This is a genomic window from Phenylobacterium sp., assembly GCF_025351295.1.
In the GTDB taxonomy this organism is placed as follows: domain Bacteria; phylum Pseudomonadota; class Alphaproteobacteria; order Caulobacterales; family Caulobacteraceae; genus Phenylobacterium.
The window spans coordinates 1-23380 of sequence record NZ_JANXWD010000006.1; the positions used below are offsets into that span (position 1 = coordinate 1).

Genomic DNA, 23380 nt, shown 5'->3' on the forward strand with positions numbered 1-23380 from the left:
GTGGCGTCCAGCATCACCCATTCCAAGTCCGCCTCGGCCGCTACCGCCTCGAAGACCTTGGCCAGCACGCCCCTCTCGATCCAGCGGTAGTAGCGCTTCTTCGCCCGCTCGAACGGCCCGAAGCGCTCTGGCAGATCCCGCCACCGACCGCCTGAGCGCGCCATCCACAATAACGCGTCGATGAACAGCCGACCGTCGCTGCGCGGTCCCCGCTTGCCCTTGCGGCCCCCCGGCACAAACGGCTTGATCCGCTCCCACTGGTCGTCCCTAAGAACCTCGCCTTCCAAGACCGCCTCCCAAAGGTAGTCTTGAATCACCACTCGCGATTCAGGGGAATCCTAAATCGTCCCTACGACCTAGGAAGGTCCGTGCCGCTCCGGATGAGATTCGCTGAACCGCTTCGCCGACCGCAGGCCGTCAGCTGCGCCTACCAGCTCCAATTCCCCGCGCTTTTCCGGCACCCGCCGTCCTTCCAGCCCGTCCACCCACGGCCCCGCACCACCTGACCGGGCCGCGCTGTCGTGGCTTCCCCGTACTCCAGCGCCAACTGACCGTTGACCACCACCTCGCTGACGCCGGTGGCGAACTGCTGGGGTTTCTCGAAGGTGGCGTGGTCCTGGACGGTGGCGGGGTCGAAGACCACCACGTCGGCATAGTCGCCCGCCTGCAGCATCCCGCGATCGTGCAGGCCCAGGTTGTGGGCGGGGAGGGCGGAGAGCTTGCGCACGGCCTCGGCGAGCGTGAGACGCTGCTCGTCGCGGACGTATTTCGCCAGCAGGCGGGCGACGTTTCCGTAGGCGCGGGGGTGGGTCGACGAGAGCAGGAACGGCCCCTCCGGCGCCTGGCCCTCGGCGTCGGAACCGAAGCTCATCCAGGGCAGGGCGGTCTCGCGGGCGACGTTCTCGTCCGACATCAGGAAATAGACCACCTGCACCCGGCTGCCGTCCTCGATGACCAGGTCGATGGCGGTGTCCTCGGGGCTCTCGCCGCGCGCCTTGGCCACCTGCGCCAGGGTCTTGCCGGTCAGGGGCTTGAGCTTGGGGTTCCTGAAGCCGACCAGCAGCGTGCCCTCCGCCCCGGCATGATGCATCAGGTTCTCGAAGCCGGCGCGGTCGTCGCGCATCTCGCCGATCACCCTGGCGCGGGTGGCGGGGTCTTTCAGCCGGCCGATCCAGGTTTCCACGCCGCCGGCCTGCACCCAGGTGGGCATGGCCGCGTCCAGGCCGGTCGAGCCGGCCGGATAGGTGTACATGTCCGCGGTGATCCGCTGGCCGGCGGCGCGGGCGGCCTCGATATGGGCCAGGGCGGTGTCCAGCTTGCCCCAGTTGGCGCGTCCGGCCGCCTTCAGGTGGTAGATCTCGGCCGGAGCGCCGGAGCGCTTCGAGATGGCGATCAGCTCGTCGATGGCCTCGATCAGCCGGTCGCCCTCCGAGCGCATGTGGCTGATGTAGAAGCCGCCGCAGCGGCCGGCCTCGGTGACAAGGGCGGTCAACTCGTCGGTCTCGGCATAGCTGCCGGGCGCATAGATGATCGAGGAGCCGACGCCCATGGCGCCGTCTTCCATCGTCGTCACCACCAGCGCCCGCATCGCCCGAAGCTGGCCCGGCGTGGGATCGACGTCGTCCTCGCCCAGCACCGCGATCCGCACCGTCGCCGCCCCCACGAAGGAGGCGACGTTCATCGAGACGCCCCTGGCCTGCAGGCCGCGCAGATACTCGTCCAGACTGGTCCAGCCGATCGGATATTTGATGTCGCCCATGCGCTGGACCGCCAGCGCCTTCATCCTCGGCGTCAGCGGGCCCATCGAGTCGCCTTCGCCCATGACTTCGAGCGTGATCCCCTGCTTCAGCTCCGACAGGCCGCGGCCGTCGACCATCAGGCTGTCGTTGGACCAGGACAGCATGTTGATAAAGCCCGGCGCGACCGCCTTGCCGTTGGCGTCGACGGTCTTGCGCGCGGCGCCGGGCGCATGCGGGCCCACATAGACGATCCGCTCGCCCTTGATCGCCACGTCGCCGCGGACCGGGGCGCCGCCGGAGCCGTCGTAGATCCGGCCGCCGCGGATGATCAGATCATAGGCGGGCGCCGCCGTCGCGGCGGTAGCGAGCAGGGCGGCGGCCAGCGTCAGGGCGGCCAGGCGACGCTTCATTTCGGACCCTCCTGTCTTACCAGACCCTAACGTGACAACGGGGGCCGTGTCTGGCCTTCTCCCGCAAAGGGGAGACGCACGAACATGGTCCAGCGATTCGATCCGGCTGCCGCGACGGCGGCGTATCTGGCGGCGCTGACGCCGGCCCAGCACGCCAGGGCCCAAGCCTATACCCAAGGTGGCCACTGGCTGCTGCTGTGGGGGGCCCTAGCCGGCGTGGCGGTGGCCTGGATGATCCTGCGCACCGGCGTGCTGCCCCGAGTGCGCGGCTGGGTGGAGCGGACCCGCAGCCGGCCGAAGCTGGCGGTGGCGGCGGTGGTCCTGGTCTATGCGGCGATGGACTTCGGGCTCGGCCTGCCGTGGAGCGTCTACAGCGGCTGGTGGCGCGAGACCCAGTATGGCCTGACCAGCCAGCCGCTGGGCGGGTGGTTCGGCGAACAGTTGCTCTCCCTGCCCATCGTGACCGTCGGCCTCCTGGTGCTGATGGAGCTGGTGTACCTGCTGATCCGCCGCGCGCCGCGCACCTGGTGGCTGTGGAGCGGCGGGGTGGTGGGGGTGTTCGCGGTCTTCGTGCTGGTGATCTCGCCGGTGGTCGTCGACCCCTTGTTCAACAGCTACAAGCCGGCGCCGCCCGGGCCGGTCCGCGACGCCATCGTGGCCATGGCCAAGGCCAATGGCGTGCCGTCCGACAAGATCTACATCTACGACGGCTCCAGGCAGTCCAACCGCTACACCGCCAACGTCTCCGGCCTGTTCGGCACCGCCCGGATCGCCATGAGCGACGTGATGTTCAAGCGCGACGCCGACCTGGCCGAGGTGAAAGGCGTCGTCGGCCATGAGATGGGCCACTACGTCGAGGGCCACGCCCTGCGCGCGGCCGGCGAGCTGGCCCTGCTGGCCTTCGTCGGGTTTTTCCTGATAGCCCGGCTCTATCCGACGGTCCTACGCTGGACCGGCGCCAAGGGGGTGGGCGGCCTCGAGGATCCGGCCGGCTATCCGGTGATCCTGATCATGATCACGGTGATGGGCCTGCTGGCGACCCCGCTGCTCAACGCCATCACCCGCATTGGCGAGTCCGAGGCCGACACCTTTTCCCTGGTCCACGTGAACGAGCCCGATGGCCTAGCCACGGCCCTGGTGAAGACCATCGAATACCGCGCCGCAACGCCGTCGAAGCTGGAGGAATTCCTGTTCTACGATCACCCGTCGGTCGGCAGCCGGGTGCGCAAGGCCATGGACTGGAAAGCGGCGCATCCGAAGCCGCTCATCCCGGCGAAGGCCGGGACCCAGATCGAATAGCGCTGAACCTGCTGGATCGGCGTGGCGCTGATCGAGCCTGCCTCGGAGTCATTCCATCTGGGTCCCGGCCTTCGCAGGGATGAGCGGAACTATCTTTTCCGCACGAACACCGTCCCCGCCGAATAGCCCGCGCCGAACGAGCAGATCAGCCCGGTCTCGCCAGCCACGAAGTCGTCGTTGGCCTTGTGGAAGGCGATGATCGAGCCGGCCGACGAGGTGTTGGCGTATTCGTCCAGGATGATCACGTTCTCGCCCGGCGCCGGCTCGCGGCCGAGCACGCGCTTGCCGATCATGACGTTCATGTTGATGTTGGCCTGGTGCAGCCACAGCCGCTTCAGGCCGTGGGGGTCGATGCCCAGGTCGCCGGCATGCTCGACGATCATCTCGGAGACCATCGGCACCACCTCGCGGAACACCTTGCGGCCCTCCTGCACGAACAGCTTGTCGACCGCGCCTTCGCCCTCCGGCGCGGCCCGATTGAGGAAGCCGAAGTTGTTGCGGATGTTGTTGGAGAACTGGGTCTTCAGCCGCGTGCCGAGGATGTCCCAGCCGTCGTCGTCGGCGTCCTGCGTCCGCTCGACGATCACGGCAGTCGCCACGTCGCCGAAGATGAAGTGGCTGTCGCGGTCGCGGAAGTTCAGGTGGCCGGAGCAGATCTCGGGATTGACCATCAGCACGGCCCGCGCCGATCCGGCGTTCACGAAGTCCGCCGCCGTCTTGATCCCGAAGGTGGCCGACGAGCAGGCCACGTTCATGTCGAAGGCGAAGCCGCCGATGCCCAGCGCCTGCTGCACCTCGATGGCCATGGCCGGATAGGCGCGCTGCATGTTGGAGGCCGCGCAGATCACCGCGTCGATCCGGCTGGCGGGCTTGCCCCAGCGTTCGATCGCCTGCTTGGCCGCCGCAACGGCCATCTCGGCCAGCACCGAGATCTCGTCGTTCGAGCGTTCGGCGATGTTGGGCGCCATGCGCGCCGGGTCGACCAGGCCGGTCTTGTCGACCACGAACCGCGACTTGATCCCCGAGGCCTTCTCGATGAACTCGGCTGAGGAGGGGATCAGGGCCGCCACCTCGCCGGCCGCGATGGCGTCGGCGTGGGCGGCGTTGAAGTCCGCCGCATAGGCGTTGAAGGCCTCGACCAGTTCGGCGTTCGAGAGGCTGTTCGGCGGGGTGTAGAGGCCGGTGGCGGCGATCACGGCGTCAGGCAAGGCTCAGTCCTCAGGCGAAGGCGACTTGATAGCACGCGGGCGGTCGAGATCAGGCGGTCTTGCACAACACGTCCACATTGGGTCCGGCGTGTTGCAGACGGCGGGATTCCGCCGCCTGTGGCCGGCGGGCAACTGACACGCATTGAACAAAGCTTGGCCCAACAACCGTCCGCGGCCGGCCGCGTTTGACGCCGATCTCCAGGGCCTGGGCGGGCTGTTCAGAACGAGTACGGAGTTCTCCCCAAAAATGAAAAAAGCTCTCATCGCCGCGGCCTCGCTGGCCGCCATCGCCGCCATCGTCCCCGCCGCCGCCCAGGGCCAGCCGACGGCCGCCGCCGCGGTCGACACCGGCGTCTACGGCAACCTCAACCTCGGCTACGCCGACGGGCGGCAGGCGAACCTGGACGTGATCCAGGGCCGCCTGGGCTATCGCTTCACCCCCTACATCGGTGTCGAGGGCGAGGCGGCCACCGGCATCAAGAGCGACACCGACACCATCGCCGGCGTCGACGTGACCACCAGGCTGCGCCACGAGTTCGCGGGCTATGTCGTGGGCTTCCTGCCGGTGATGCCCAACACCGACCTGCTGGCCCGGATCGGCTATGGCACGACCCGCCTGAAGACCAGCGTGGCCGGGATCTCCGATGCCGACTCCGCAGAATCCTGGAACTTCGGCGTCGGCGCCCAGCACATGTTCGACGCGGCCAATGGCCTGCGCGCCGACTACACCCGCCAGGAGTTCAACCACGACGCGGGCCACGCCGACGTCTGGACCGTGGGCTACGTCCGCAAGTTCTAGTCTTACCGGGCTTCAGGCGCAGGGACGCCTCCGATCCCGTCCGGGCGCCTGCGCTTGAAGGAAGGCCTCTCCGTCGCAGGAGGGGCCTTTTCCTTGACCCCCGAACCGCCCGCGCCCACGTTCGCGGCCTAAGACACGGGAGCACCGCCATGAACGGGGCCTTTTTCGTTCAGCTGGCCCTGTCGACGGCCGCGGTGGGCGTGCTGGTCGGCATCGCGGCCTGGGCGAAGATCTCGCGGCCAGCGGGGCCGCTGGACGAGCCCAAGGCCCGGGCGCTGCTGGAGCAGGAGTTCCCTGGCCGCAAGGTGGACGCGATCTGGATCGCCGCCGACGGCTGCGGCGCCATGGCCAAGTCCGGCGGCCTGGCGCTGGTGATCTGCCGGGTCGGCGACGGCTTCGCCTGCCGCCAGATCCCGTGGCCCCAGGCCGTGGCGGCGACCTTCAAGGACGGCCGCCTGCGGGTGAACCTGGGCGACGCGGCCGCGCCGACGGCGATCATCTCTCTCCCGTCGTGGCCGCCGGAAAACCTCAAGGGCGACCTCGCCGCATGATCACGCCGGCCTTCGACCCGGTCACCCTGGCCACCCCCTTCTTCATCGTCACCGTCATCCTGGAGATCGTGCTGGCCCGCGTCCGCATGGCCGACGCGCGCTACGAGACCAATGACACCGCGGTGTCGCTGTTCATGGGCCTGGGCTCCAGCGTGGCTGGGGCGCTGACCGCCGGCCTGGTGTTCGCCGCCACGATCTGGGTCTGGCAGCACCGCATCTTCACGATCCCGATGACCGCGATCTGGGCTTGGGCGGCGATCTTCCTGCTGGAGGACCTGACCTATTACGCGTTCCACCGGCTGAGCCACGAGCGGCGGGTCTGGTGGGCGGCGCACGTCAACCACCACAGCTCCCAGCACTACAACCTGTCGACGGCGCTGCGGCAGACCTGGACCGGGGGCGTGGCCGGGACCTGGGCGCTGTGGCTGCCCCTGGCCTTCTTCGGCTTCCCGCCGGCGATGATCGCCATCCAGAAGGGGATCAGTCTCGTCTACCAGTACTGGATCCACACCGAGGCGATAAAAAAGTTGCCGCGCTGGTTCGAGGCGGTGTTCAACACGCCCTCGCATCACCGGGTGCACCATGCCCGCAACGCCATCTACCTTGACCGCAACTACGCCGGCATCCTGATCGTCTGGGACCGGCTGTTCGGCACCTTCCAGCCGGAGCTGGATGCCGAGCCCTGCCGCTACGGCCTCGTCCACAACCTGGCCACCTTCAACCTGCTGCGGGTGGCGTTCCACGAGTGGATCGGCATCGCGGCGGATATCGCCCGTGCGCCCCGCCATGTGCTCGGCTGGGTTTTCGGCCCGCCCGGCTGGAGCCCCGACGGCAGCCGCGACACCAGCGCCAGCCTCAAACAGAGAGCGAGCGTCCGGGTATCGGGCCACGCCCGCCCCACCGTTCTCACGCCACAAACCGAAGAGGCCTAGACCCTCCTCTCCCCCGGCGAAGCCGAGAGGGAGAGGGTAGGGAGAGGGCCGGCGCCGTCTTTCCGCCTCTGCTCCGGGCCCAGCCATGATCCACGAGCGGCGCCGATCCTCGCTGGACCGGGAGCGCTGCCGCAGCCTCCTGCGCCGGCCCTCTCCCTACCCTCTCCCTCTCGCTGCGCGGGGGAGAGGAGGTGTTAATCCCGCAACAGCGGCAGACTCAGCCCCGAAACCGGCCGGGCGCCGAGGATCTCGCGGCGGAAGCGGAACAGCTCGGCGGGGCGGCCGCCGGTCTCGGCGTCGAGCTGGCCCAGGCCCTCGACCAGTTCGGCCCGCTCCAGGGCGCGGCGGAAGTTCTGCTTGTGCAGCGGCACGCCGGCGATGGCCTCGACGGTGCGCTGCAGGGCCGAGAGGGTGAAGGCGTCGGGCATCAACTCGAACACCACCGGGCGGTACTTCAGCTTGCCGCGCAGGCGGCCCAGGGCGGTGGCTAGAATCCTGCGGTGGTCGGAGATCATCGCCTCGCCCAGGGCCGCCACCAGGGCGTCGGGGCGGGCGGGCGCGGCCTCCTCGCGGTCGCGGCCGGCTTCCTGCACCAGGCCGGCCTCGTAGAGCAGCTCATAGCGCTCCAGCACCCGCTCCTCGTTCCAGGGTGCGCCATCGAGCGCGAACAGCAGCCGCGCGCGGGCCAGCCGCTGGGCGTCGGCGCCGCCCCAGGCCCGCAGCGCCGTCTCGATCGGCGCCAACGCGATCGGCCGCCCGGCGCGCCAGTCCTCCCAGGGAAAGATCCGCGACCAGGGCCGCCACTCGCTGCCGGCGAAGTGGGTGTCCACCGCCGCCGGGGCCAGAGCCAGGTAGCCGACCGAGATCACCCGCGCCGCGCCGTCGCCGTGGCCCAGGTCGGCCAGGGGCGCATCGCGGCCCTTGTCGCCGAAGGTGTAGAGCTGTTCCACATAGCCGAGGTCGAACCGGGTCTGCTCGGTCACGAAGGCCCGCAGCGCCAGTTCGAAGGTGCGATGGCCGCCCGGGTCGAACGGGCCGAACGGCAGGCCGGTGGGGCCGCTGCCGGGCCCCTTCTGGCGCACCGTCAGGGCCACCGCCTCGCCGTCCTTGATGGCGACCACCACCGCCGACAGGCCAATGACGAGGGGGCTGGTCATGGCGGGCTGGTCATGGGGCGCCGGTCATTCGGTGTCGAACGCCTGGTCGTGCCTGACGTAGCCGGCGGCCTCGGACAGCAGCTCGAAGCGGCGCAGGTAGTGGGCCTGGGCGTCGAACGGGGCCTGGGGCCGGATGGTCAGCGTGTATCCGGCCGGCGGCGCGCCGAAGATCTCCAGCGACTCCGCGGGCTCGAAGCCCGCAAGTTGCGTGGCCTCGAAGAAGGCGCAGGCGCGGTCGGCCCGTTTGATCAGCGTCTTGATCGCCGTCGGCGTCTTGGCCGGCAGGCCGAAGCGCACGTGGATGGCGTTTTCCAGCCGCTCCTCGAACAGCTTGTAGTCATAGCCCAGCGCCGCCTTGAACGGGCTGATCATGTCGCCGATCACATATTCCGAGGCGTCGTGCAGCAACGCCGCCAGCCGCCAGCGCGGTTCCACGTCGGGCTGGATGTGGGCGACGATCTCCTCGACCACCACCGAATGCTGGGCGACCGAGAAGGCGTGTTCGCCGATCGTCTGGCCGTTCCAACGGGCCACGCGGGCCAGGCCGTGGGCGATGTCCTCGATCTCGATGTCCATCGGCGAGGGGTCGAGCAGGTCCAGGCGGCGGCCGGACAGCATCCGCTGCCAGGCGCGGGGCGACGGGTTCGTGCGACGCAGCCCTTTCCTCACCCACGCATTCCTTCCACAGTCGAGGTCGAGACCTGACCCAGGACCTGACAAAGATCAATCCAGGTCGCTCGGCGCCGCGTCATAGAGCGTGGGGAAGAGGAGGCATGCATGAGTTGGGCTCGCATTCTGGCGCCGCTGTCGGGCGGACACGGAGACGCCGCCGCCGCCGCGGCCGGGGCGATGCTCGCCGCCCCTTTCGGCGCTGAGCTGGCCTGTGTCTACACCCCGGCCGATGTCGCCGACGTCATGCCCTGGATGGGCGAGGGGTTCCTGGGCGGCGTGCAGACTACGGCGCTGGAGTCGCTCAAGGAAGCCACCGCCGCGGGGGAGACCAGCGCGCGCAAGGCCGCCGCGGGCTGCGGCTATGCCAAGATGCAGTTCGTAGCCCTGCAGACCCCGGTCTGGGCGGGCCTGTCGGCGGAGAGCCGGCTGTCGGACGTGGTGGTGTTCCTGCCCGATCCGTCGCGGGGCCGTGGCCCCCTGGCCGAGGCCTTCCAGCAGATGGTGGCCGACGAGCAGCGCCCGGTGCTGATCGCCCGCGAGGGCCTCAAGGTCGGTGGCGTGGCGGCCGTGGCCTGGGACGGCGGCAAGGAGGCCTCGCGCGCCGCGCGGCTGGCTATGCCGCTGCTGGAGAAGGCCAGCGCCGTGGTGATCATCGGCGCGCCCAAGGCCAGCTCGCGCGCCTTCGATCCCGCGCGGCTGCAGGCCTATTATGCGGCCCGCGGGGTGAAGGCCTCGGTCGAACTGCTGAAGGACGGCGGCGACGCCGCGCCGGCCATCCTGCACGCGGCGGCGGCGGCGAAGGCGGATATCCTGGTGGCCGGCGCCTTTGGCCACCCGCGGCTGCAGGAGTTTATCTTCGGCGGCACGACGCGCACACTTTTGAACGCGGACGGTCCGTCCCTGTTTCTATCCCACTAACAGTGATTATCTGAGTGCCAGGAGGTGACCTCATGTCGTTGTCGCGCATCGTGATGCGGCTTGCCCGCAATCCGGGGACGGAATTCGCCGGAGGCGACGACCATCGAGGTTATGCGCTGACCGCGCCGCTGACGGCCGACGGCCACCTGGACGAGGCGGCCTATGGCAAGGCCCGCGACGCCTGCACGGTGCGCCGCTTCGCGCCCGACGAGGACCCCGTCGATGGCCGGTTGGCGCGCAAGGGAAAGCGCTGGTTCTTCGACTACGACGACGAGGACACCGCCGACGACGAACCTGTCCACCGCCTGGGCCAGCACATCTTCGCGGTCGGCGAATACGTCACCGTCACCGACGAGGACGGCCGCCCGCTGACGTACAAGGTGGTGGAGGTCCGGGCGGCTTAGGGCGACTCCCTTCATTCCTCTCCCGCGGAACCCGGGAGAGGAAGGAGAGCTCAGCTCACACCCCGCCGTTCAGCCGGACCAGCTTCTTTACGCCTGGGTAGAGTTCGTCGCCGTTGGGGCTGTCGGATCTGGATTTGACCACCGCGATGGTCAGCGGACCGGCCTTGGGGCCGCCGGCTTCGTAGCCCACGAACCGGTAGCCTTCGGGCAGGTCTTTGCCGGTGTAGATGAATGTGGCCCGCAGGCCGCGGCGTTGGGGGTTCAGGGCCTCGCCGCGCAGGCGCACGTCGCGGCGCAGGCGGAGGGTCTGGGTGTCGCCGCCGGCGTTGAACTCGATCGGGCCGACCTGGACGTGGGCGCTGTCGTCATTGTCGTTGGCGGTGATGTGGATGCCGGGCAGGTTCACCCGGGTGGCGCCGTCATGACTGTGGGTGACGACCGTGCCCTTGCCGTCCTTGGACATCTCGACCTGAACGCCTTCCGTGGCGTCGGTGGCGGCTTCCTTCGCCGCCTTGTCGGCAGCGGTGACGGGAGCCTTGTCCGCGGCCTTTCCGGACTCCTTGGCGGGCTTGGTCTTGTCTTTGGCGTCTTTGCCGGAGTCGGCCTTGCCGGAGTCGGCCTTGTCGGAATCGGGCGCAGGCGGCGTGCGGTTGGCCAGCAGGTTGGTCTCGATGTTCGAGAGGGTCTGGTCCACGCCGCCGCTCACCGAGACCAGTTGCAGGGTCACCTCGGCGCCGGCGCCGTTGGTGTAGGTGCAGGTCTTGCGGTCGGGGGCGATCGCCGTGCGGGTTAGGTCGCCCTCATTGGCCGGGCAATCCAGCGCGGCGCGCGCGACCGGCGTCTTCGGCCCGCAGGCGGCCGCCGTCAGGGCCAGGGCCGAGGCGGCGAGAAGGAGTAGCGGGCGCATGGGCAAGGGGCTCCGTCCGTTCGTCGCAGAAAACTGACCGGAGCGACCCCCATTGGCGAGTGAATTCGCCGTAACGGCGACGGCCGCTCCGCCTATTGCTGTCCCGGCCGCGCCGCGCCCTCGCGCCGGGCCAGGAAGGCCAGGCGTTCGAACAGGTGCACGTCCTGCTCGTTCTTCAGCAGGGCGCCGTGCAGCGGCGGGATCAGCTTGGTCGGGTCCTTCTCGGCCAGGGACTCGGCGCTGATATCCTCGACCATCAGCAGCTTCAGCCAGTCCAGCAGCTCGGAGGTGGACGGCTTCTTCTTCAGGCCCGGCACCTTGCGCATGTCGTAGAAGATCCGCAGCGCCTCGGCGACCAGCTTGCCCTTGATCCCCGGGAAGTGGACGTCGACGATCTCCTGCATGGTGTCGGCGTCGGGGAAGCGGATGTAGTGGAAGAAGCAACGGCGCAGGAAGGCGTCCGGCAGTTCCTTCTCGTTGTTGGAGGTGATGATCACGATCGGCCGCACCTCGGCGCGGATCGTCTCATTGGTCTCGTAGACGTAGAACTCCATCCGATCGAGTTCCTGCAGCAGGTCGTTCGGGAACTCGATATCGGCCTTGTCGATCTCGTCGATCAGCAGCACCGGCCGCACGTTGTGTTCGAACGCCTCCCAGAGCTTGCCCTTCTTGATGTAGTTCTTGACGTCCTTGACCCGATCGTCGCCCAGCTGGCTGTCGCGCAGGCGGGTGACGGCGTCGTATTCGTAGAGGCCCATGGTCGCCTTGGTGGTCGACTTGACGTGCCAGGTGATCAGGTCGGAGCCGAGCGCCTTGGCGATCTCGTAGGCCAGGACCGTCTTGCCGGTGCCGGGCTCGCCCTTGATCAGCAGCGGCCGTTCCAGCGCGATGGCGGCGTTGACGGCCACCTTCAGGTCTTCGGTGGCGACGTAGTTGTCAGTGCCTTCAAAACGTTGGCGCATCTAGGCTCCCCGCGCGGGCCCACGCCCGCGTTCGAACAGTTGTTTGTCTGGCGCCAACCTATAGGGCCGGGCGCGCGGATCAAGCGCGATGACGCCGCCGCGCCATTCCACCGCGCATCCGGTCAAAACGCGGGCGCGGGAGCGAAACAATGCCCGGCTTGATCTTCCACCCCCGCCCTGGGGAAGATCAGCGTAGGATTCGCCACCGGCCGGCGACATCGGAGCTGACGTGAACCTCGCGATCCTACAGGCGCGGATGTCCTCCACCCGGCTGCCCGGCAAGGTGATGGCGCCGGTCCTGGGCCAGCCGATGATCTTCCGCCAGCTGGAGCGGCTGGCCCGGGCGAGCCGGATCGACCGCCTGCTGGTCGCCACCAGCGCGGATCCCAGCGACGACCCCCTGGCGCAGGCCTGCGCCGAGCGCGGCGTCGCCGTATTTCGCGGCTCGCTCAGCGACGTGCTGGACCGCTTCGCCGGCGCCCTGTCTACGGTTCCTGAGGCGGACACCATCATCCGCTTGACCGCCGATTGCCCGCTCGCCGACGCCGCGGTCCTCGACCAGGTCATCGCCCATCACCTGGCGACCGGGGCCGACTACACCAACAACACCGTGCCGGAGCGGACCTATCCGCATGGCCTGGACGTCGAGGTGATGCGGGCCGGGGCGTTGCTGGACGCTTGGCGCGACGCCCGCGATCCCGATGAGCGCGAGCACGTGACCCCCTATATCTATCGCCGGCCCGAGCTCTTCCGCCTGGAGTCTTTCGCGCGAAGCCCGTCGCTGGCCCACCTGCGCTGGACCGTCGATCTGCCGCAGGACCTGGACTTCGTCCGCGAGGTCTACGCGCGGCTCTATCCCGCCAATCCTGCGTTCAGGTCCGACGACGTCGTCGCCCTGGCGCGCAACAGTTCGGAAGGCCGGACGACATGACCGATGCCCCCACGGTGACCCTTCGCGATCTCGAGGCTGCGGACCGGGAGCGTCTGTTCGAGTGGCGCAACCGGCCCGACGTGGCCGCGTGGATGTACAGCGACCATGCGATCACCCCGGCCGAGCACGAGGCCTGGTTCGCGGCCGCGCCCGCCGACCCGCGCCGCCGCTACTGGATGATCGAGGTCGACGGGCGGCCCGTGGGGCTGGCGAACCTGGCCGACCTGTCGCCGACCGACCGCCGCACGTCGTGGGCCTACTACCTCGCCGACCCCTCGCTGCGCGGCAAGGGCGTGGGCGCCTATGTGGAGTTCTGGGTCATCGAGCAGGTGTTCGGTCCGATGGCGCTCAACAAGCTCTGCTGCGAGGTCCTGGCGGGCAACGAGGCCGTCTGGCGGCTGCACGAGTCCTTCGGCTTCGTCCGCGAATCGCTGCTGCGGCAACAAGTGTGGAAGCAGGGCCAGCCGCTGGACGTCATCGGCCTGGGCCTGCTGGCGTCGGACTGGGTCGTGCGCCGCCCGGAAAGCGCCCGGCGGCTGCGGGAGAAGGGCTACGACGTGACGGGTTAGGGTCCAGACTCGATTGCGCGATCGGTGATCTCACTGAATTTCAATTCCATAAGCTCCGTCATCCCGGCTCTACAGCCCTGCGGGCTTTCGGCCGGGATGACGGGCCTCATTGAAAATCCAATTTAGTACCACGCTACTCCGCGTCGCCGCCGGGCTCGCGGCCCAGGCCGTCGAGGTCGTCTTCGTGCTCGGCGGTCGCCGCGTGGAGGTCGAGTTCATCGTCCTCTTCGGTGTCGGCGTCGCCGATCGCATCCGGGTCGAATTCGTCGGCGTCGAGGGCCAGGGCCTCGTCATCGTCGCGGTCGCCGTCGGCCTGGGTCACGTCCAGCAGGTCGGGCAGCTCCTCGAACGTCCGGCCCTCGTCGGCCAAGGCGTCCTCGTTTAGCATGCTCTCGTCCAGCGCCTCGGCGCGGTCCTGATCGTCGAACTCGGGAGATTCGGACATCGGCGGGCTCCACACCTGGGCGCGCCGGTCGCGCGCAGGCGATTAACCCGCGGGCGGACTCAGTGTTCCCCGCCTCAGTGTTCTGCCGCGTAGACCCCCAGGGCGTCGCCCACCGCCGCCATGATCGGCGCCCAGGCCCCGAACGCGGCCGTAGTGAAGGTCCGCGCCTGCGGATACCAGGGGTAGCGGGAGGTGCCGAGCCGCGTCCAGGCGCCCGGCGTCGAGATCAGCCAGGTGGGCGCGCCGCAGGCTGCGGCGATGTTCAGGGTGGCGTTGGAGAAGCCGACCACCAGGTCGATGGCGCTGGACAGCGCCGCCACCTCGTCGAGGTCCTGGCGCAGGTCGATGCCCGGCGGCTCCCAGATGGTGACCCCGAAATCGCGCTTGGCCCGGGCCAGCTCTTCGGAGCAGTCGCCGTACTGCAGGTTGACGAAGGTTACGCCCGATGTCTTCAGCACCGGCGCCCAGAGCTCGAAGGGCGAGAAGAACCGGTGGCGCGCGTCCCTGGAAATCGCGCTCTTCCACAGCAGGCCCACCTTGGGCCCCGCCGGCGCGCCTTTGAGCACCTTGAGCCAGTGGGCGACGCGCTCGGGGTCGGCCTTTATGAAGCCGGTGCGGGACGGAAACTGGTCCACCGTGCGCCGGAATTCGCGCAGCAGCGACCCCATCGGGGTCCAGAGTGCGATGCTGTCGACGTCCTTCAGCAGGAACGGGGCGTAGCGGATGGTCTTGCCGGCCACGAGATAGGTGGCGTGCGCGCCCACTCGGGCCTGCGGATAGGTCCGCTGGAACATCGAGACCAGCCGCGGCTCGACCGCCAGGGTCAGCCGTCCGGTCGGGCCCAGCCGCTCGATGACGTCGGGCAGCACGTTGGAGAATAGGATCTCGTCGCCCAGCCCCTGTTCGGCGACGACCAGCAGGGATTTTCCGGCCAGGTCGTCGCCCGGCGACCAGCGCGGCCGCTCGAACAGGAAGTGGGTGGTGTCGGCGAACTGGTCGTGCAGGCGGGCCTCGTACACGTCCCAGCCTTCGCCGATCCGTCCCAGCGCCATCAGGATGGTGGAGCGCGACAGCAACATCATCTGCCGCTCGTCCTCGGACTTCACCTTGGCCAGGGCAGCGTCGCAGGCCGCCAGCGCGCCCTCCGCGTCGCCCAGGGCCAGGCGCGAGTTGCCCAGGTTATAGCGGCCCTTGTGGAAGTCCGGATCGAGGCGCAGCGCCTCCTGGAAGAAGATCTCGGCGTTTGGATAGTCGCCCTGCTCGGCCACCACGGTGCCCATAGTGTTCCAGAGTTGCGTGGCGTTGGGGGTCTTGACGATCGCCGGGCGCAGGGCCTCGATCGCATCGTCGAACCGGCGCTGGTCGCGCAGCGCGCAGGCCAGGTTGTTGACCGCCTCGACGTGGCCGGGATGCTTGAGCAGGAAGTGGCGGAACAGCTTCTCCGCGGTGGGCTTCATGTCCATCCGGTAGGCGAGGCGGCCCAGGTCGTTGGCAACCTCGGCATGTTCGGGGATCAGGCCGAGCGCGGTCTCGTAGGCCGTGATCGACTCCGCGAAGTTGCCGACCCGCTCGCGCACGATGGCCATCAGGTACCAGCCGAAGCCGCTCTTGGCGTCCTTCTTCAGCGCCTTGACGACCCATTCGTGGGCGGTCTTCCAGTCCTCGGCGTGGATCGCGTCGACCGCCCGCTGCAGGATCGGCTGGATCGCCATGGCCTTGAGGTCGGCCATCGCCAGGGTGAGCTGCGCCAAGGCGTCGCGCGACCCGGCCTGGCCCGTGGCGTCGCCGGCCAAACGTGGCGGGGAGGGCGCGGCGGCGGTCTCGAGCGCCACGGTGGATGCGGCGCTGGTAGGGGCCTTGGACGGCATGTGGGGCAGACTCCGGCTATAGTCCGGCATCTGCGCGGGTTATGCTTAATCCTTGGTTTAGGCGCGTCGTTTTGGCCACGGCAACAGCCCATTAACGGGTGACCGCTAAGCCTGACGTGCGTTCGCGAACCGGGAGGCCGAGAATGATTTCATCGAATCGCATCGCCGTCCCGACGCTGCGGAAACCTGGGGCTCGACCTTGCCGCTGAAACTGTCGCTGAAGCCGGGGGAGAAGTTCGTCCTCAACGGCGCGGTCGTCCAGAACGGCGACCGCCGAGCTGTGCTGGTCCTGCAGAACAAGGCCTCGGTGCTTCGCGAGAAGGACATCATGCAGGCCGACTCGGTGAACACCCCAGCGCGCCGTATCTATTTCCCGGTCATGATGATGTACCTCGATGAGGGCTCGGCCGATCGTTACTATGACGAATTCGTCCGCCGGCTGACCGAGTTCATGGGGGTCATCTCCAACCCGGACGTCCTGGCGGACTGCGTGAACGTCTCGCGCAACTGCATGGCACGCGAATTCTACAAGGCGCTGATGTTGTGCCGGAAACTCATTGAATACGAAGACGAAAGGTTGGGGCATGTCCCTACAGGCGTATCAGCAGGCGGCGACGCGGGCTGAGAGCCCGCGCGACACGGAATACCGTCTGTTCGCGCAGGTCACCCGCGCGCTGATGGAGGCCGCCACGCTCGACCGGTCAGAAGTTTCCAGGCGGGCCGATGCGCTCGACTGGAACCGTCGCATGTGGGGGACGCTGGCCACCGCCTGCGCCGACCCCGACAACGCGCTGCCGAAGCCGCTGCGGGCCTCGTTCATCTCGCTCAGCATCTGGGTGAGCAAGCACACCAGCCTGGTGATCCGCAATCAGGAGGACATCGAGCCGCTGATCGAGATCAACCGGATGATCATGCAGGGCCTCGCCGCCAGCTCGGCCGCCGCCGCGGCCTGAACACCCCATCCCGATCAAGGGCCGCGGACCTCCGCGGCCCTTTCATTTTGTCCGCTTTCTCACCGGCAGGTCCTGCCGGGCGGCAGGAAATGGCTAACGCCACCACGGCGACCCAAGTCCAGGTCATCTAAAAACTACAGCAAAAACAATGAAATGATCTCCCCGGAACAGGGTTAATCCTGGCCCGGAGCTTGCGTAGCTGTGTGCGGGCGAACAATCACCCAACCGACAAAAGTCGGATCATCCCCTCCAGAATGGACGGACAAAACCATGAACTCAGTCAACACGAACGTGGGCGCGATGGTCGCGCTCCAAAACCTCAACATGACCCAAGCGGACCTCGCGACGACCCAAGGAAGGATCAACACCGGCAAGCGTATCAACAGCGCCAAGGACAACGGCGCCATCTGGGCGATCGCCCAGAATCAACGCGCTACGTCCCGGTCGCTGGATGCGGTTCGGGAGTCTCTGCAACGCGCTTCGTCGACCGTGGATGTCGCCATCTCGGCCGGTGAGACGGTGTCGGACCTGCTCCTTCAGATGAAGGAAAAGGCTCTGGCGGCAGCGGACGCCTCGCTCGACGCCAACAGCCGCACGGCCCTGAACGAAGACTTCAAGGCGCTGCGCGACCAGGTGGCCAAGGCTGTGTCGAACGCCGACTTCAACGGCATCAACATGGTCAAGGGCACCGGCGGCGTTTCGATCGCGGCTCTGGCCAATGCCGACGCCACGTCCAAGATCACCGTTGGGGCCCAATCCCTGGCCCTCGGTGGCGCGAACGTGACCGTGGCGGCGACCGGATCCATCGGTACGATCACTCTGGCGACCGCCATGATCGCCACGGTGAACTCCTCGATCGTCAACGTTTCTACGGCTCTGAGCAAGCTCGGCACGGGTTCGAAGTCTTTGAACTCGCACATGAACTTCATCAATAAGCTGCAGGACTCGATCGATGCCGGCATCGGCAACCTCGTCGACGCGGACCTGGCCAAGGAAAGTGCGAGGCTCCAGGCGCTGCAGACCAAGCAGCAACTGGGCATTCAGGCGCTCTCCATCGCCAACCAGTCGCCGCAGTCGCTGCTGGCGCTGTTCCGCTAAGTCATGAAGCCCGGGCGGGTTCGTCCCGCCCGGGTGTCCTTCCGACCGCGCCCGGCAATTGTTGCCGGTCGTGGGCGGCAGCTATTGCCGGGTTCTCTGGACGGCTAGGCAGGAATTGCCGGGCGCAGACAACCATAACAGCCCTATAACGCTCTGAATTCAAATGCTTGAGGCCGCAACTGGTAAAGATCCGGGTGGCCCGGTGCTTGCTGCCTACAGACCTGGGCAAAACGCCCTCGGTCGCCAGAACGGCGTCCGATTTCCTTGCGAAAAAGGACTGACACCATGAATTCGGTGAACACCAACGTCAGCGCCATGGCGGCGCTGCAGAACCTCAACCAAACCTTCAGCGACCTCGCGACGACGCAGAGCCGGATCAATACCGGCAAGCGGATCAACAGCGCCAAGGACAACGGCGCCATCTGGGCCATCGCCCAGAACCAACGCGCCACGTCACAGTCGCTGAACGCGGTTCGTGAATCCCTGCAACGCGCCTCGTCGACCGTGGACGTCGCCATCTCGGGCGGCGAAACCGTTTCGGACCTACTCCTTCAGATGAAGGAAAAGGCCCTGGCGGCCGCGGACGCTTCGCTCGACACCACCAGCCGCACGGCCCTGAACGAAGACTTCAAGGCGCTGCGCGACCAGGTGTCCAAGGCCGTGTCGAATGCCGACTTCAACGGCATCAACATGATCAAGGGCACCGGCGGCGTTTCGATCGCCGCCCTGGCCAACGCCGACGCCACGTCCAAGATCACCGTCCAGGCCCAGTCCCTGGCGCTCGGCGGTTCGAACGTGACCGTGGCGGCGACCGGTTCGATCGGCACCATCACCCTGGCGACCGCCATGATCGCCACGGTGAACTCCTCGATCACCAACGTCTCCACCGCGTTGAGCAAGCTCGGCACGGGTTCGAAGTCCCTGAACTCGCACATGAACTTCATCAACAAGCTGCAGGACTCGATCGACGCCGGTATCGGCAACCTTGTCGACGCCGACCTGGCCAAGGAAAGCGCCAAGCTCCAGTCGCTGCAAACCAAGCAGCAGCTGGGCGTCCAGGCGCTCTCCATCGCCAACCAGTCGTCCTCGATTCTGTTGGGTCTGTTCCGCTAAGGGCTGCCCCCGGAGCCGCTCGCGGTTCCGGGGTCGCTCCAACGCGCCGGCGGGCGGGGCCTTCCCGTCCGCCGGTCGCCTTGGGCCCCAACGCCGCAACCCAAGCCGAAGGGAAGGAGTCATGGAAACCAGGATCGCGGCCGTCGCCGCCGCACCAGATCCCGGCCAAGTCCAGCCCAGCGTCCGCACCGCCCCCGGCGGTCAGGCGCCGGTCCCGACAGGGCCCGATCCGGCCGACATGCGACTGGTCATCGAAGAGGATCAAGCCAGCGGGTCTTACGTCTACAAGACCGTCAACCGCCGCACCGGTGAAGTCGTATTGCAGCTGCCCAGGGCCGAGGTCCTGAAGCTGCGGCAGGAACTTCAGTACACGGCGGGCGCGGTGATCCGCACCAAGGCCTGAGCCGAACCGCCGCTCGCCCTACCGGCGAGGCGCAGGACAAAATGTCCCGCCCGCCCCGGAAGCCTCCGGCGGCGGCGCTTGTCGTGATCGGCGTTAACCATCTGCTCACCACGAATGTCTAGCGTTAGAGCACGGCCCGGTTGCGACTCGCTCCCGTGACCGCACCGCTAGGAGAGCGTGATGACGATCGGCGTCCACACGAATAAGTCCGCGCTGACCGCGCTGCAGAACTTGAACAAGACCAACGACGACCTGGGTCAGGTCCAGAACCGGATCAACACCGGACTGCAGATCTCGAACGCCAAGGACAATGCCGCGGTCTGGGCCATCGCCCAGGGCCAGCGCGCCGATATCGGCGCGCTCGGGGCGGTCAAGATGAGCCTGCAGAGGGCCCAGTCGATCTCCGAGGTCTCGATGACCGCCGGCGCGACGGTCTCCGACCTGCTGGTCGAGATGAAGCAGAAAGTCGTGGCCGCGATGGACACATCGCTGGACGCCACCTCGCGCACGGCGCTCGACTCCGACTTCAAGTCCATCCTGCGCCAGCTCAAGCAGGTGACCGGCAACGCGGCCTTCGACGGCGCGAACCTTCTGGACGGCTCGATCCCGACCAACATCCAGTTCCTGGCCAATGCCGACGCCACCAACAAGATCACGCTGTCGACCCAGAACATGTCGCTGGGCGGCTCGCTGATCACCGTGGCCGGCACCTCCTCGATCACCACCGTGACATTCGCCACCGGCGTGCTGGCCCAGCTCACGGCCTCGATCAGCAACGTCAACCAGGCCCTGGGCAACCTGGGCTCACAGGCCAAACAGATCGAGGCGCACCTAGGCTTCATCGGCAAGCTGACCGACGTGCTCACGAGCGGCGTCGGCAACCTGGTGGACGCCGACCTGGCCAAGGAAAGCGCGCACCTGCAGGCCCTGCAGGTGCAGCAGCAGCTTGGCGCCCAGGCGCTGTCGATCGCCAACCAGGCGCCGCAGATCATCCTGCAGCTCTTCAAGGGCTAAATAGACGTTTCCGTTGGGGCGTACTGAAGGGCCTGGGCGCGTTCGTCCGGGCCCTTTTGCATGCCGGTTTAACCGCTCGTAAGCCTTCGCAGCCCTAGGGTGCGGACGGCGGAATAAGTAACCGCCGTAGGTCCCCATGGTCACGTCGATCGATTCCAACCTGCTGCTGAGCTACTACAACGCCCGCGCCGGCATCGGCGGCGGGACGGGAGGTGCTTCGGGCTCGTCGGCGGCCACGGCCAAGGTCGCGCCCACCGCCCCGTGGACCAAGGATGCGACGCCGGCCCAGACCACCGCGGCCGTAAAGTCGGCCCTGGCCGGCCAGAAGCTGATCAACGAGGGCGCCGCCCAGCTCGACCTGCCCGGCGCCAGCGAGGACTATCGCAAGCTCTTCGCCCTCTACCAGGGCCTGGCGACCATGGGCGACCTGGCGGCTCAGTCGCAGAAGAAGGGCCTGAGCACGATCGAGCAGAAGCAGCTGCAGGATACCTTCGCCAAGGGGCTGGCGGAGGTGCAGGGCTATGTCAGCTCCGCCGACCTGACCAAGGTGCGCCTGACCACCGGCGACGTGGCCAGCACGGTGAAGACCACAGCGCCCGTGGCCGCGGCCAAGACCGAATACGTCACTGCCCCGCTCTACTCCGGTACCGCCGCGGACGCGGTCCCGGCGTTCCAGGGAAATGTCCAGTTCTCCATAGATGTCAAACGCTCCGGTGTCGTTCATAGCGTCGGCATCGACCTGTCGGAGATGGGAACCCAGACGCGCTCGATCGCCAATGTGGTCAATTTCATCAACGGCAAGCTGACGGCCGAAGGCCTCGACACCCGCTTCGCGACCCAGCGCCTGCCGGGGCTGGAGCGCACCACCAAGGTCGGAACCAAGACGGTCAGCCTGGGCTTCGGCCCCGATCAGTTCGCGTTCAAGGTCCGGCCCAACGGCGAGACCGTCAGCTTCAGCGCCACGGCCACCGCCGGCGCGGTCTACATGGCCCAGGGCGCGGGCGACCCGAACCCGGACGGCAAGGTCGACACCAACGACGGCGTCATCAAGCAGCAGCTGCTGAAGTTCCAGACCGACACCACGGCGGTCGATGCGCCGGTCCAGGGGCAGAACGAGGCCAACTGGGTCGACGGCCGCGCCTTCGCCAGGACCCTCGGGCCCGAGGTCAAGACCGTGCGGGCCACAAAGGTCGGGCCGGACGGCTCGGTCTATATGCTGGCCGACGTGACGGCGAAGACCGCCGGCCAGGACATCCTGGGCGCCCAGGACGTGGCTCTGATCAAGTACGACGCCGCCGGCAATCAGGTGTTCAGCCGCACCCTGGGCGCGTCGGACAGCGCCACCGGCCTGGCCCTGGCGGTGTCGGCCGACGGCAAGGTGGCGATCGCCGGTTCGGTCAGCGGGGGCCTGAACGGGGCCACCGAGGGCGCGCTGAACTCTGGCGAGGTCGGCGTCTACGCCGGACAGTCGGACAGCTTCGTGACGACGTTCAACGCCGACGGCGAGGAAATCTATACCCAGCGGCGGGGCGCGCGGCAGGCCGACGAGGCCAGCCAGCTCACCTTCGGCGCCGACGGCTCGGTCTATGTGGCCGGGCGCTCGAAATCGGCGCTCCCGGGGGCCAGCGGCCTGGGCGGCTGGGACAGCTACATCGAGGCCTTCGCCCCGCCGGACTCCAAGGGCAAGGTGGCCACCACCTTCACCCAGAACTTCGGCACCTCCGCCGACGACCGGCCGGCCGGCGTGGTGGTGGACGGGACATCGCTGGTCACCGCCAGCGTCGAGAACGGCCGCGGCGTGCTGCGCCGGTTCGACATCTCCAGCGGGACGCCGGCGTTGACCGCCACCCGCGACCTCGGCGACCTGCAGGGTGGCGACATCACCGGCCTGGGACTGGACGGCGGCCAGGTGGTCGTCGCCGGCTCCACCGCCAACGCCGCCCTCGACGCCGGCACGGTGACGCGGGCCAACTCCGGCGGCGTCGACGCCTTCGCCGCGCGGCTCTCGGCCGACCTCGTCGCGTCCGGGGCGGACGCCGTCGCCTACTACGGCGGGACTGGCAACGACCGGGCCACCGCGCTCTCGGTCCAGAACGGCCAGGTGTGGATCGCCGGGTCCGCGGGGACCGACCTGCCGGGACAGCCCGCGGTCGGCAAGAAGGATGGCTTTCTCGCCAAGCTGGACATCGCCGGCGGCAATATCGACTGGTCTCGGCGCTTCACCGGCAAGGACGGCTTCGCCGCGCCCAACTCGATCGCGGTGGACACCAGCGGGGCCAGCGCCCTGGACAAGCTGGGCCTGCCGAAGGGGACCATCGACCTTACCGATTCCCCGCAGATCACCGCCGCCACCAGCCTGCGGGCCGGCGAGCAGTTCACCGTCCGCATCGGCACGGGCCACGCCCAGACGATCACCCTGGACGCCGCCGAAACCCTGGACACCCTGGCCCAGAAGATTCGCCGCGCCACCGGCTTCCAGGCCAAGGTCACCATCGGCAGCGCCGACGGCAGCCGCAAACTGACCGTCGTTCCGCAGAACAGCCGCACCATCGTCGAGTTCGGCGCGGGAAAGACTGACAAGAACGCCTTGGCTTTGCTGGGGATTCCGGAAGGCGTTGTGCGCAGCACGGTGGTCACGTCAAACGGGACGACGCCGGCCGACGGCCGGGCCCAGATCTATGGCCTGAGCCTGCCCAGCAACCTCAACCTCGACGACGCCACGGCGACCAGCCACGCCGCGGCGGAGGTCTCCGCGGCCATGGGCGTAATCCGCAAGGCCTACAAGGACTTGGTGGCCGCCGCCTCGCCGCAATCCGCCCAGGTCGCCGCCGCCAAGGCCAAGAGCGGACCGGTCCCGGCCTACCTCACCAACCAGATCGCCAACTACCAGGCGGCCCTGGATCGCCTGGGCGGCGGCGGCTGACGCCTTGAAAGGTGCGGCCGCTAGAGCGCGTCAGGCGAAAGTGGATCCGGTTTCGCCGCCCGACGCGCTCTAATTCAAAGAGTTAGGGCCTTTTTGTCTGGTTCA

Annotated in this window: 24 protein-coding genes; 15 read left to right on the plus strand and 9 right to left on the minus strand. The window is 68.0% G+C overall.

Annotation, left to right across the window (positions count from 1 at the left end; translation table 11 throughout):
* Together Q0R13_RS00735 and Q0R13_RS00740 are read right to left on the minus strand one after the other, a co-directional pair.
* A partial coding sequence (locus tag Q0R13_RS00735) for a transposase (RefSeq protein WP_293897969.1) occupies positions 1 to 287 on the minus strand: 287 nt, incomplete at its 3' end.
* A gap of 140 nt (positions 288 to 427) precedes the next feature.
* Positions 428 to 2149: a D-aminoacylase gene (locus Q0R13_RS00740; RefSeq protein WP_293897972.1), complete on the minus strand. Its 1722-nt coding sequence runs from the start codon at positions 2147 to 2149 to the stop codon at positions 428 to 430.
* Positions 2150 to 2233: 84 nt separating this feature from the next.
* Here Q0R13_RS00740 and Q0R13_RS00745 point away from each other — a divergent pair, with 84 nt between their 5' ends.
* The gene (locus Q0R13_RS00745; protein WP_293897975.1) at positions 2234 to 3448 is read left to right on the plus strand and encodes a M48 family metalloprotease; all 1215 of its coding nucleotides are present in this window, start codon (positions 2234 to 2236) and stop codon (positions 3446 to 3448) included.
* A gap of 89 nt (positions 3449 to 3537) precedes the next feature.
* On the opposite strand, the gene Q0R13_RS00750 is transcribed toward Q0R13_RS00745, so the two are convergent.
* Positions 3538 to 4656, minus strand: a complete 1119-nt coding sequence (locus Q0R13_RS00750) for a beta-ketoacyl-ACP synthase III (protein ID WP_293897977.1) — start codon at positions 4654 to 4656, stop codon at positions 3538 to 3540.
* 247 nt (positions 4657 to 4903) lie between these two features.
* Here Q0R13_RS00750 and Q0R13_RS00755 point away from each other — a divergent pair, with 247 nt between their 5' ends.
* From Q0R13_RS00755 to Q0R13_RS00765, 3 genes are all read left to right on the plus strand, one after another.
* A complete protein-coding gene (locus Q0R13_RS00755; RefSeq protein WP_293897979.1) occupies positions 4904 to 5455 on the plus strand; it encodes a porin family protein in 552 nt (183 codons plus the stop codon).
* 149 nt (positions 5456 to 5604) lie between these two features.
* Complete coding sequence (locus tag Q0R13_RS00760) at positions 5605 to 6006, plus strand: hypothetical protein (RefSeq protein WP_293897982.1); 402 nt, start codon at positions 5605 to 5607, stop codon at positions 6004 to 6006.
* Positions 6003 to 6938, plus strand: coding sequence for a sterol desaturase family protein (locus tag Q0R13_RS00765; RefSeq protein ID WP_293897985.1), 936 nt, complete (start codon positions 6003 to 6005; stop codon positions 6936 to 6938). The genes Q0R13_RS00760 and Q0R13_RS00765 overlap by 4 nt, the downstream gene beginning before the upstream one ends.
* A 194-nt stretch (positions 6939 to 7132) precedes the next feature.
* Here the strand turns inward: Q0R13_RS00765 and Q0R13_RS00770 are convergent, their stop codons facing one another.
* Positions 7133 to 8095 carry an NAD regulator gene (locus Q0R13_RS00770; protein ID WP_293897988.1) on the minus strand — a complete coding sequence of 321 codons (963 nt, stop codon included), beginning with the start codon at positions 8093 to 8095 and terminating at the stop codon, positions 7133 to 7135.
* A 24-nt stretch (positions 8096 to 8119) separates the two neighbouring features.
* The gene (locus Q0R13_RS00775) at positions 8120 to 8764 is read right to left on the minus strand and encodes an HD family hydrolase (RefSeq protein WP_293897991.1); all 645 of its coding nucleotides are present in this window, start codon (positions 8762 to 8764) and stop codon (positions 8120 to 8122) included.
* A 108-nt stretch (positions 8765 to 8872) separates the two neighbouring features.
* Between Q0R13_RS00775 and Q0R13_RS00780 the strand changes: the two genes are divergently transcribed.
* Positions 8873 to 9685 carry a universal stress protein gene (locus tag Q0R13_RS00780; protein WP_293897994.1) on the plus strand — a complete coding sequence of 271 codons (813 nt, stop codon included), beginning with the start codon at positions 8873 to 8875 and terminating at the stop codon, positions 9683 to 9685.
* 32 nt (positions 9686 to 9717) lie between these two features.
* Positions 9718 to 10089, plus strand: coding sequence for a hypothetical protein (locus Q0R13_RS00785; protein ID WP_293897996.1), 372 nt, complete (start codon positions 9718 to 9720; stop codon positions 10087 to 10089).
* A gap of 55 nt (positions 10090 to 10144) precedes the next feature.
* Here the strand turns inward: Q0R13_RS00785 and Q0R13_RS00790 are convergent, their stop codons facing one another.
* A complete protein-coding gene (locus tag Q0R13_RS00790; RefSeq protein WP_293897999.1) occupies positions 10145 to 10996 on the minus strand; it encodes a hypothetical protein in 852 nt (283 codons plus the stop codon).
* 92 nt (positions 10997 to 11088) lie between these two features.
* Complete coding sequence (locus Q0R13_RS00795; protein ID WP_293898002.1) at positions 11089 to 11958, minus strand: MoxR family ATPase; 870 nt, start codon at positions 11956 to 11958, stop codon at positions 11089 to 11091.
* A gap of 229 nt (positions 11959 to 12187) precedes the next feature.
* On the opposite strand from Q0R13_RS00795, the gene Q0R13_RS00800 reads away from it, so the two are divergent.
* Together Q0R13_RS00800 and pseH are read left to right on the plus strand one after the other, a co-directional pair.
* Entirely contained in the window at positions 12188 to 12889 is a 702-nt protein-coding gene (locus Q0R13_RS00800) for a glycosyltransferase family protein (RefSeq protein ID WP_293898006.1), read from the plus strand.
* Complete coding sequence (gene pseH, locus Q0R13_RS00805; protein ID WP_293898009.1) at positions 12886 to 13458, plus strand: UDP-4-amino-4,6-dideoxy-N-acetyl-beta-L-altrosamine N-acetyltransferase; 573 nt, start codon at positions 12886 to 12888, stop codon at positions 13456 to 13458. Before Q0R13_RS00800 ends, pseH begins: the two co-directional genes overlap by 4 nt.
* A 133-nt stretch (positions 13459 to 13591) precedes the next feature.
* Here the strand turns inward: pseH and Q0R13_RS00810 are convergent, their stop codons facing one another.
* Entirely contained in the window at positions 13592 to 13903 is a 312-nt protein-coding gene (locus Q0R13_RS00810) for a primosomal protein (protein ID WP_293898012.1), read from the minus strand.
* Positions 13904 to 13977: 74 nt separating this feature from the next.
* Positions 13978 to 15771 (minus strand): tetratricopeptide repeat protein, encoded by a 1794-nt coding sequence (locus tag Q0R13_RS00815; RefSeq protein WP_293898015.1) that lies wholly within the window; start codon positions 15769 to 15771, stop codon positions 13978 to 13980.
* A 199-nt stretch (positions 15772 to 15970) separates the two neighbouring features.
* On the opposite strand from Q0R13_RS00815, the gene flbT reads away from it, so the two are divergent.
* The 7 genes from flbT to Q0R13_RS00850 all read left to right on the plus strand — a co-directional run bounded on the left by flbT (position 15971) and on the right by Q0R13_RS00850 (position 23275).
* On the plus strand, positions 15971 to 16396 hold the full coding sequence (gene flbT / locus Q0R13_RS00820; RefSeq protein WP_293898018.1) for a flagellar biosynthesis repressor FlbT: 426 nt from the start codon (positions 15971 to 15973) through the stop codon (positions 16394 to 16396).
* On the plus strand, positions 16356 to 16724 hold the full coding sequence (gene flaF / locus Q0R13_RS00825) for a flagellar biosynthesis regulator FlaF (protein ID WP_293898021.1): 369 nt from the start codon (positions 16356 to 16358) through the stop codon (positions 16722 to 16724). Before flbT ends, flaF begins: the two co-directional genes overlap by 41 nt.
* A gap of 270 nt (positions 16725 to 16994) precedes the next feature.
* A complete protein-coding gene (locus Q0R13_RS00830; protein WP_293898024.1) occupies positions 16995 to 17822 on the plus strand; it encodes a flagellin in 828 nt (275 codons plus the stop codon).
* A gap of 285 nt (positions 17823 to 18107) precedes the next feature.
* Complete coding sequence (locus tag Q0R13_RS00835) at positions 18108 to 18935, plus strand: flagellin (protein ID WP_293898027.1); 828 nt, start codon at positions 18108 to 18110, stop codon at positions 18933 to 18935.
* Positions 18936 to 19056: 121 nt separating this feature from the next.
* On the plus strand, positions 19057 to 19338 hold the full coding sequence (locus Q0R13_RS00840; protein ID WP_293898030.1) for a flagellar protein FlaG: 282 nt from the start codon (positions 19057 to 19059) through the stop codon (positions 19336 to 19338).
* Between the two features lie 180 nt (positions 19339 to 19518).
* Positions 19519 to 20352: a flagellin gene (locus tag Q0R13_RS00845; protein WP_293898033.1), complete on the plus strand. Its 834-nt coding sequence runs from the start codon at positions 19519 to 19521 to the stop codon at positions 20350 to 20352.
* Positions 20353 to 20488: 136 nt separating this feature from the next.
* Complete coding sequence (locus tag Q0R13_RS00850) at positions 20489 to 23275, plus strand: hypothetical protein (protein WP_293898036.1); 2787 nt, start codon at positions 20489 to 20491, stop codon at positions 23273 to 23275.
* Positions 23276 to 23380: the final 105 nt, after the last annotated feature.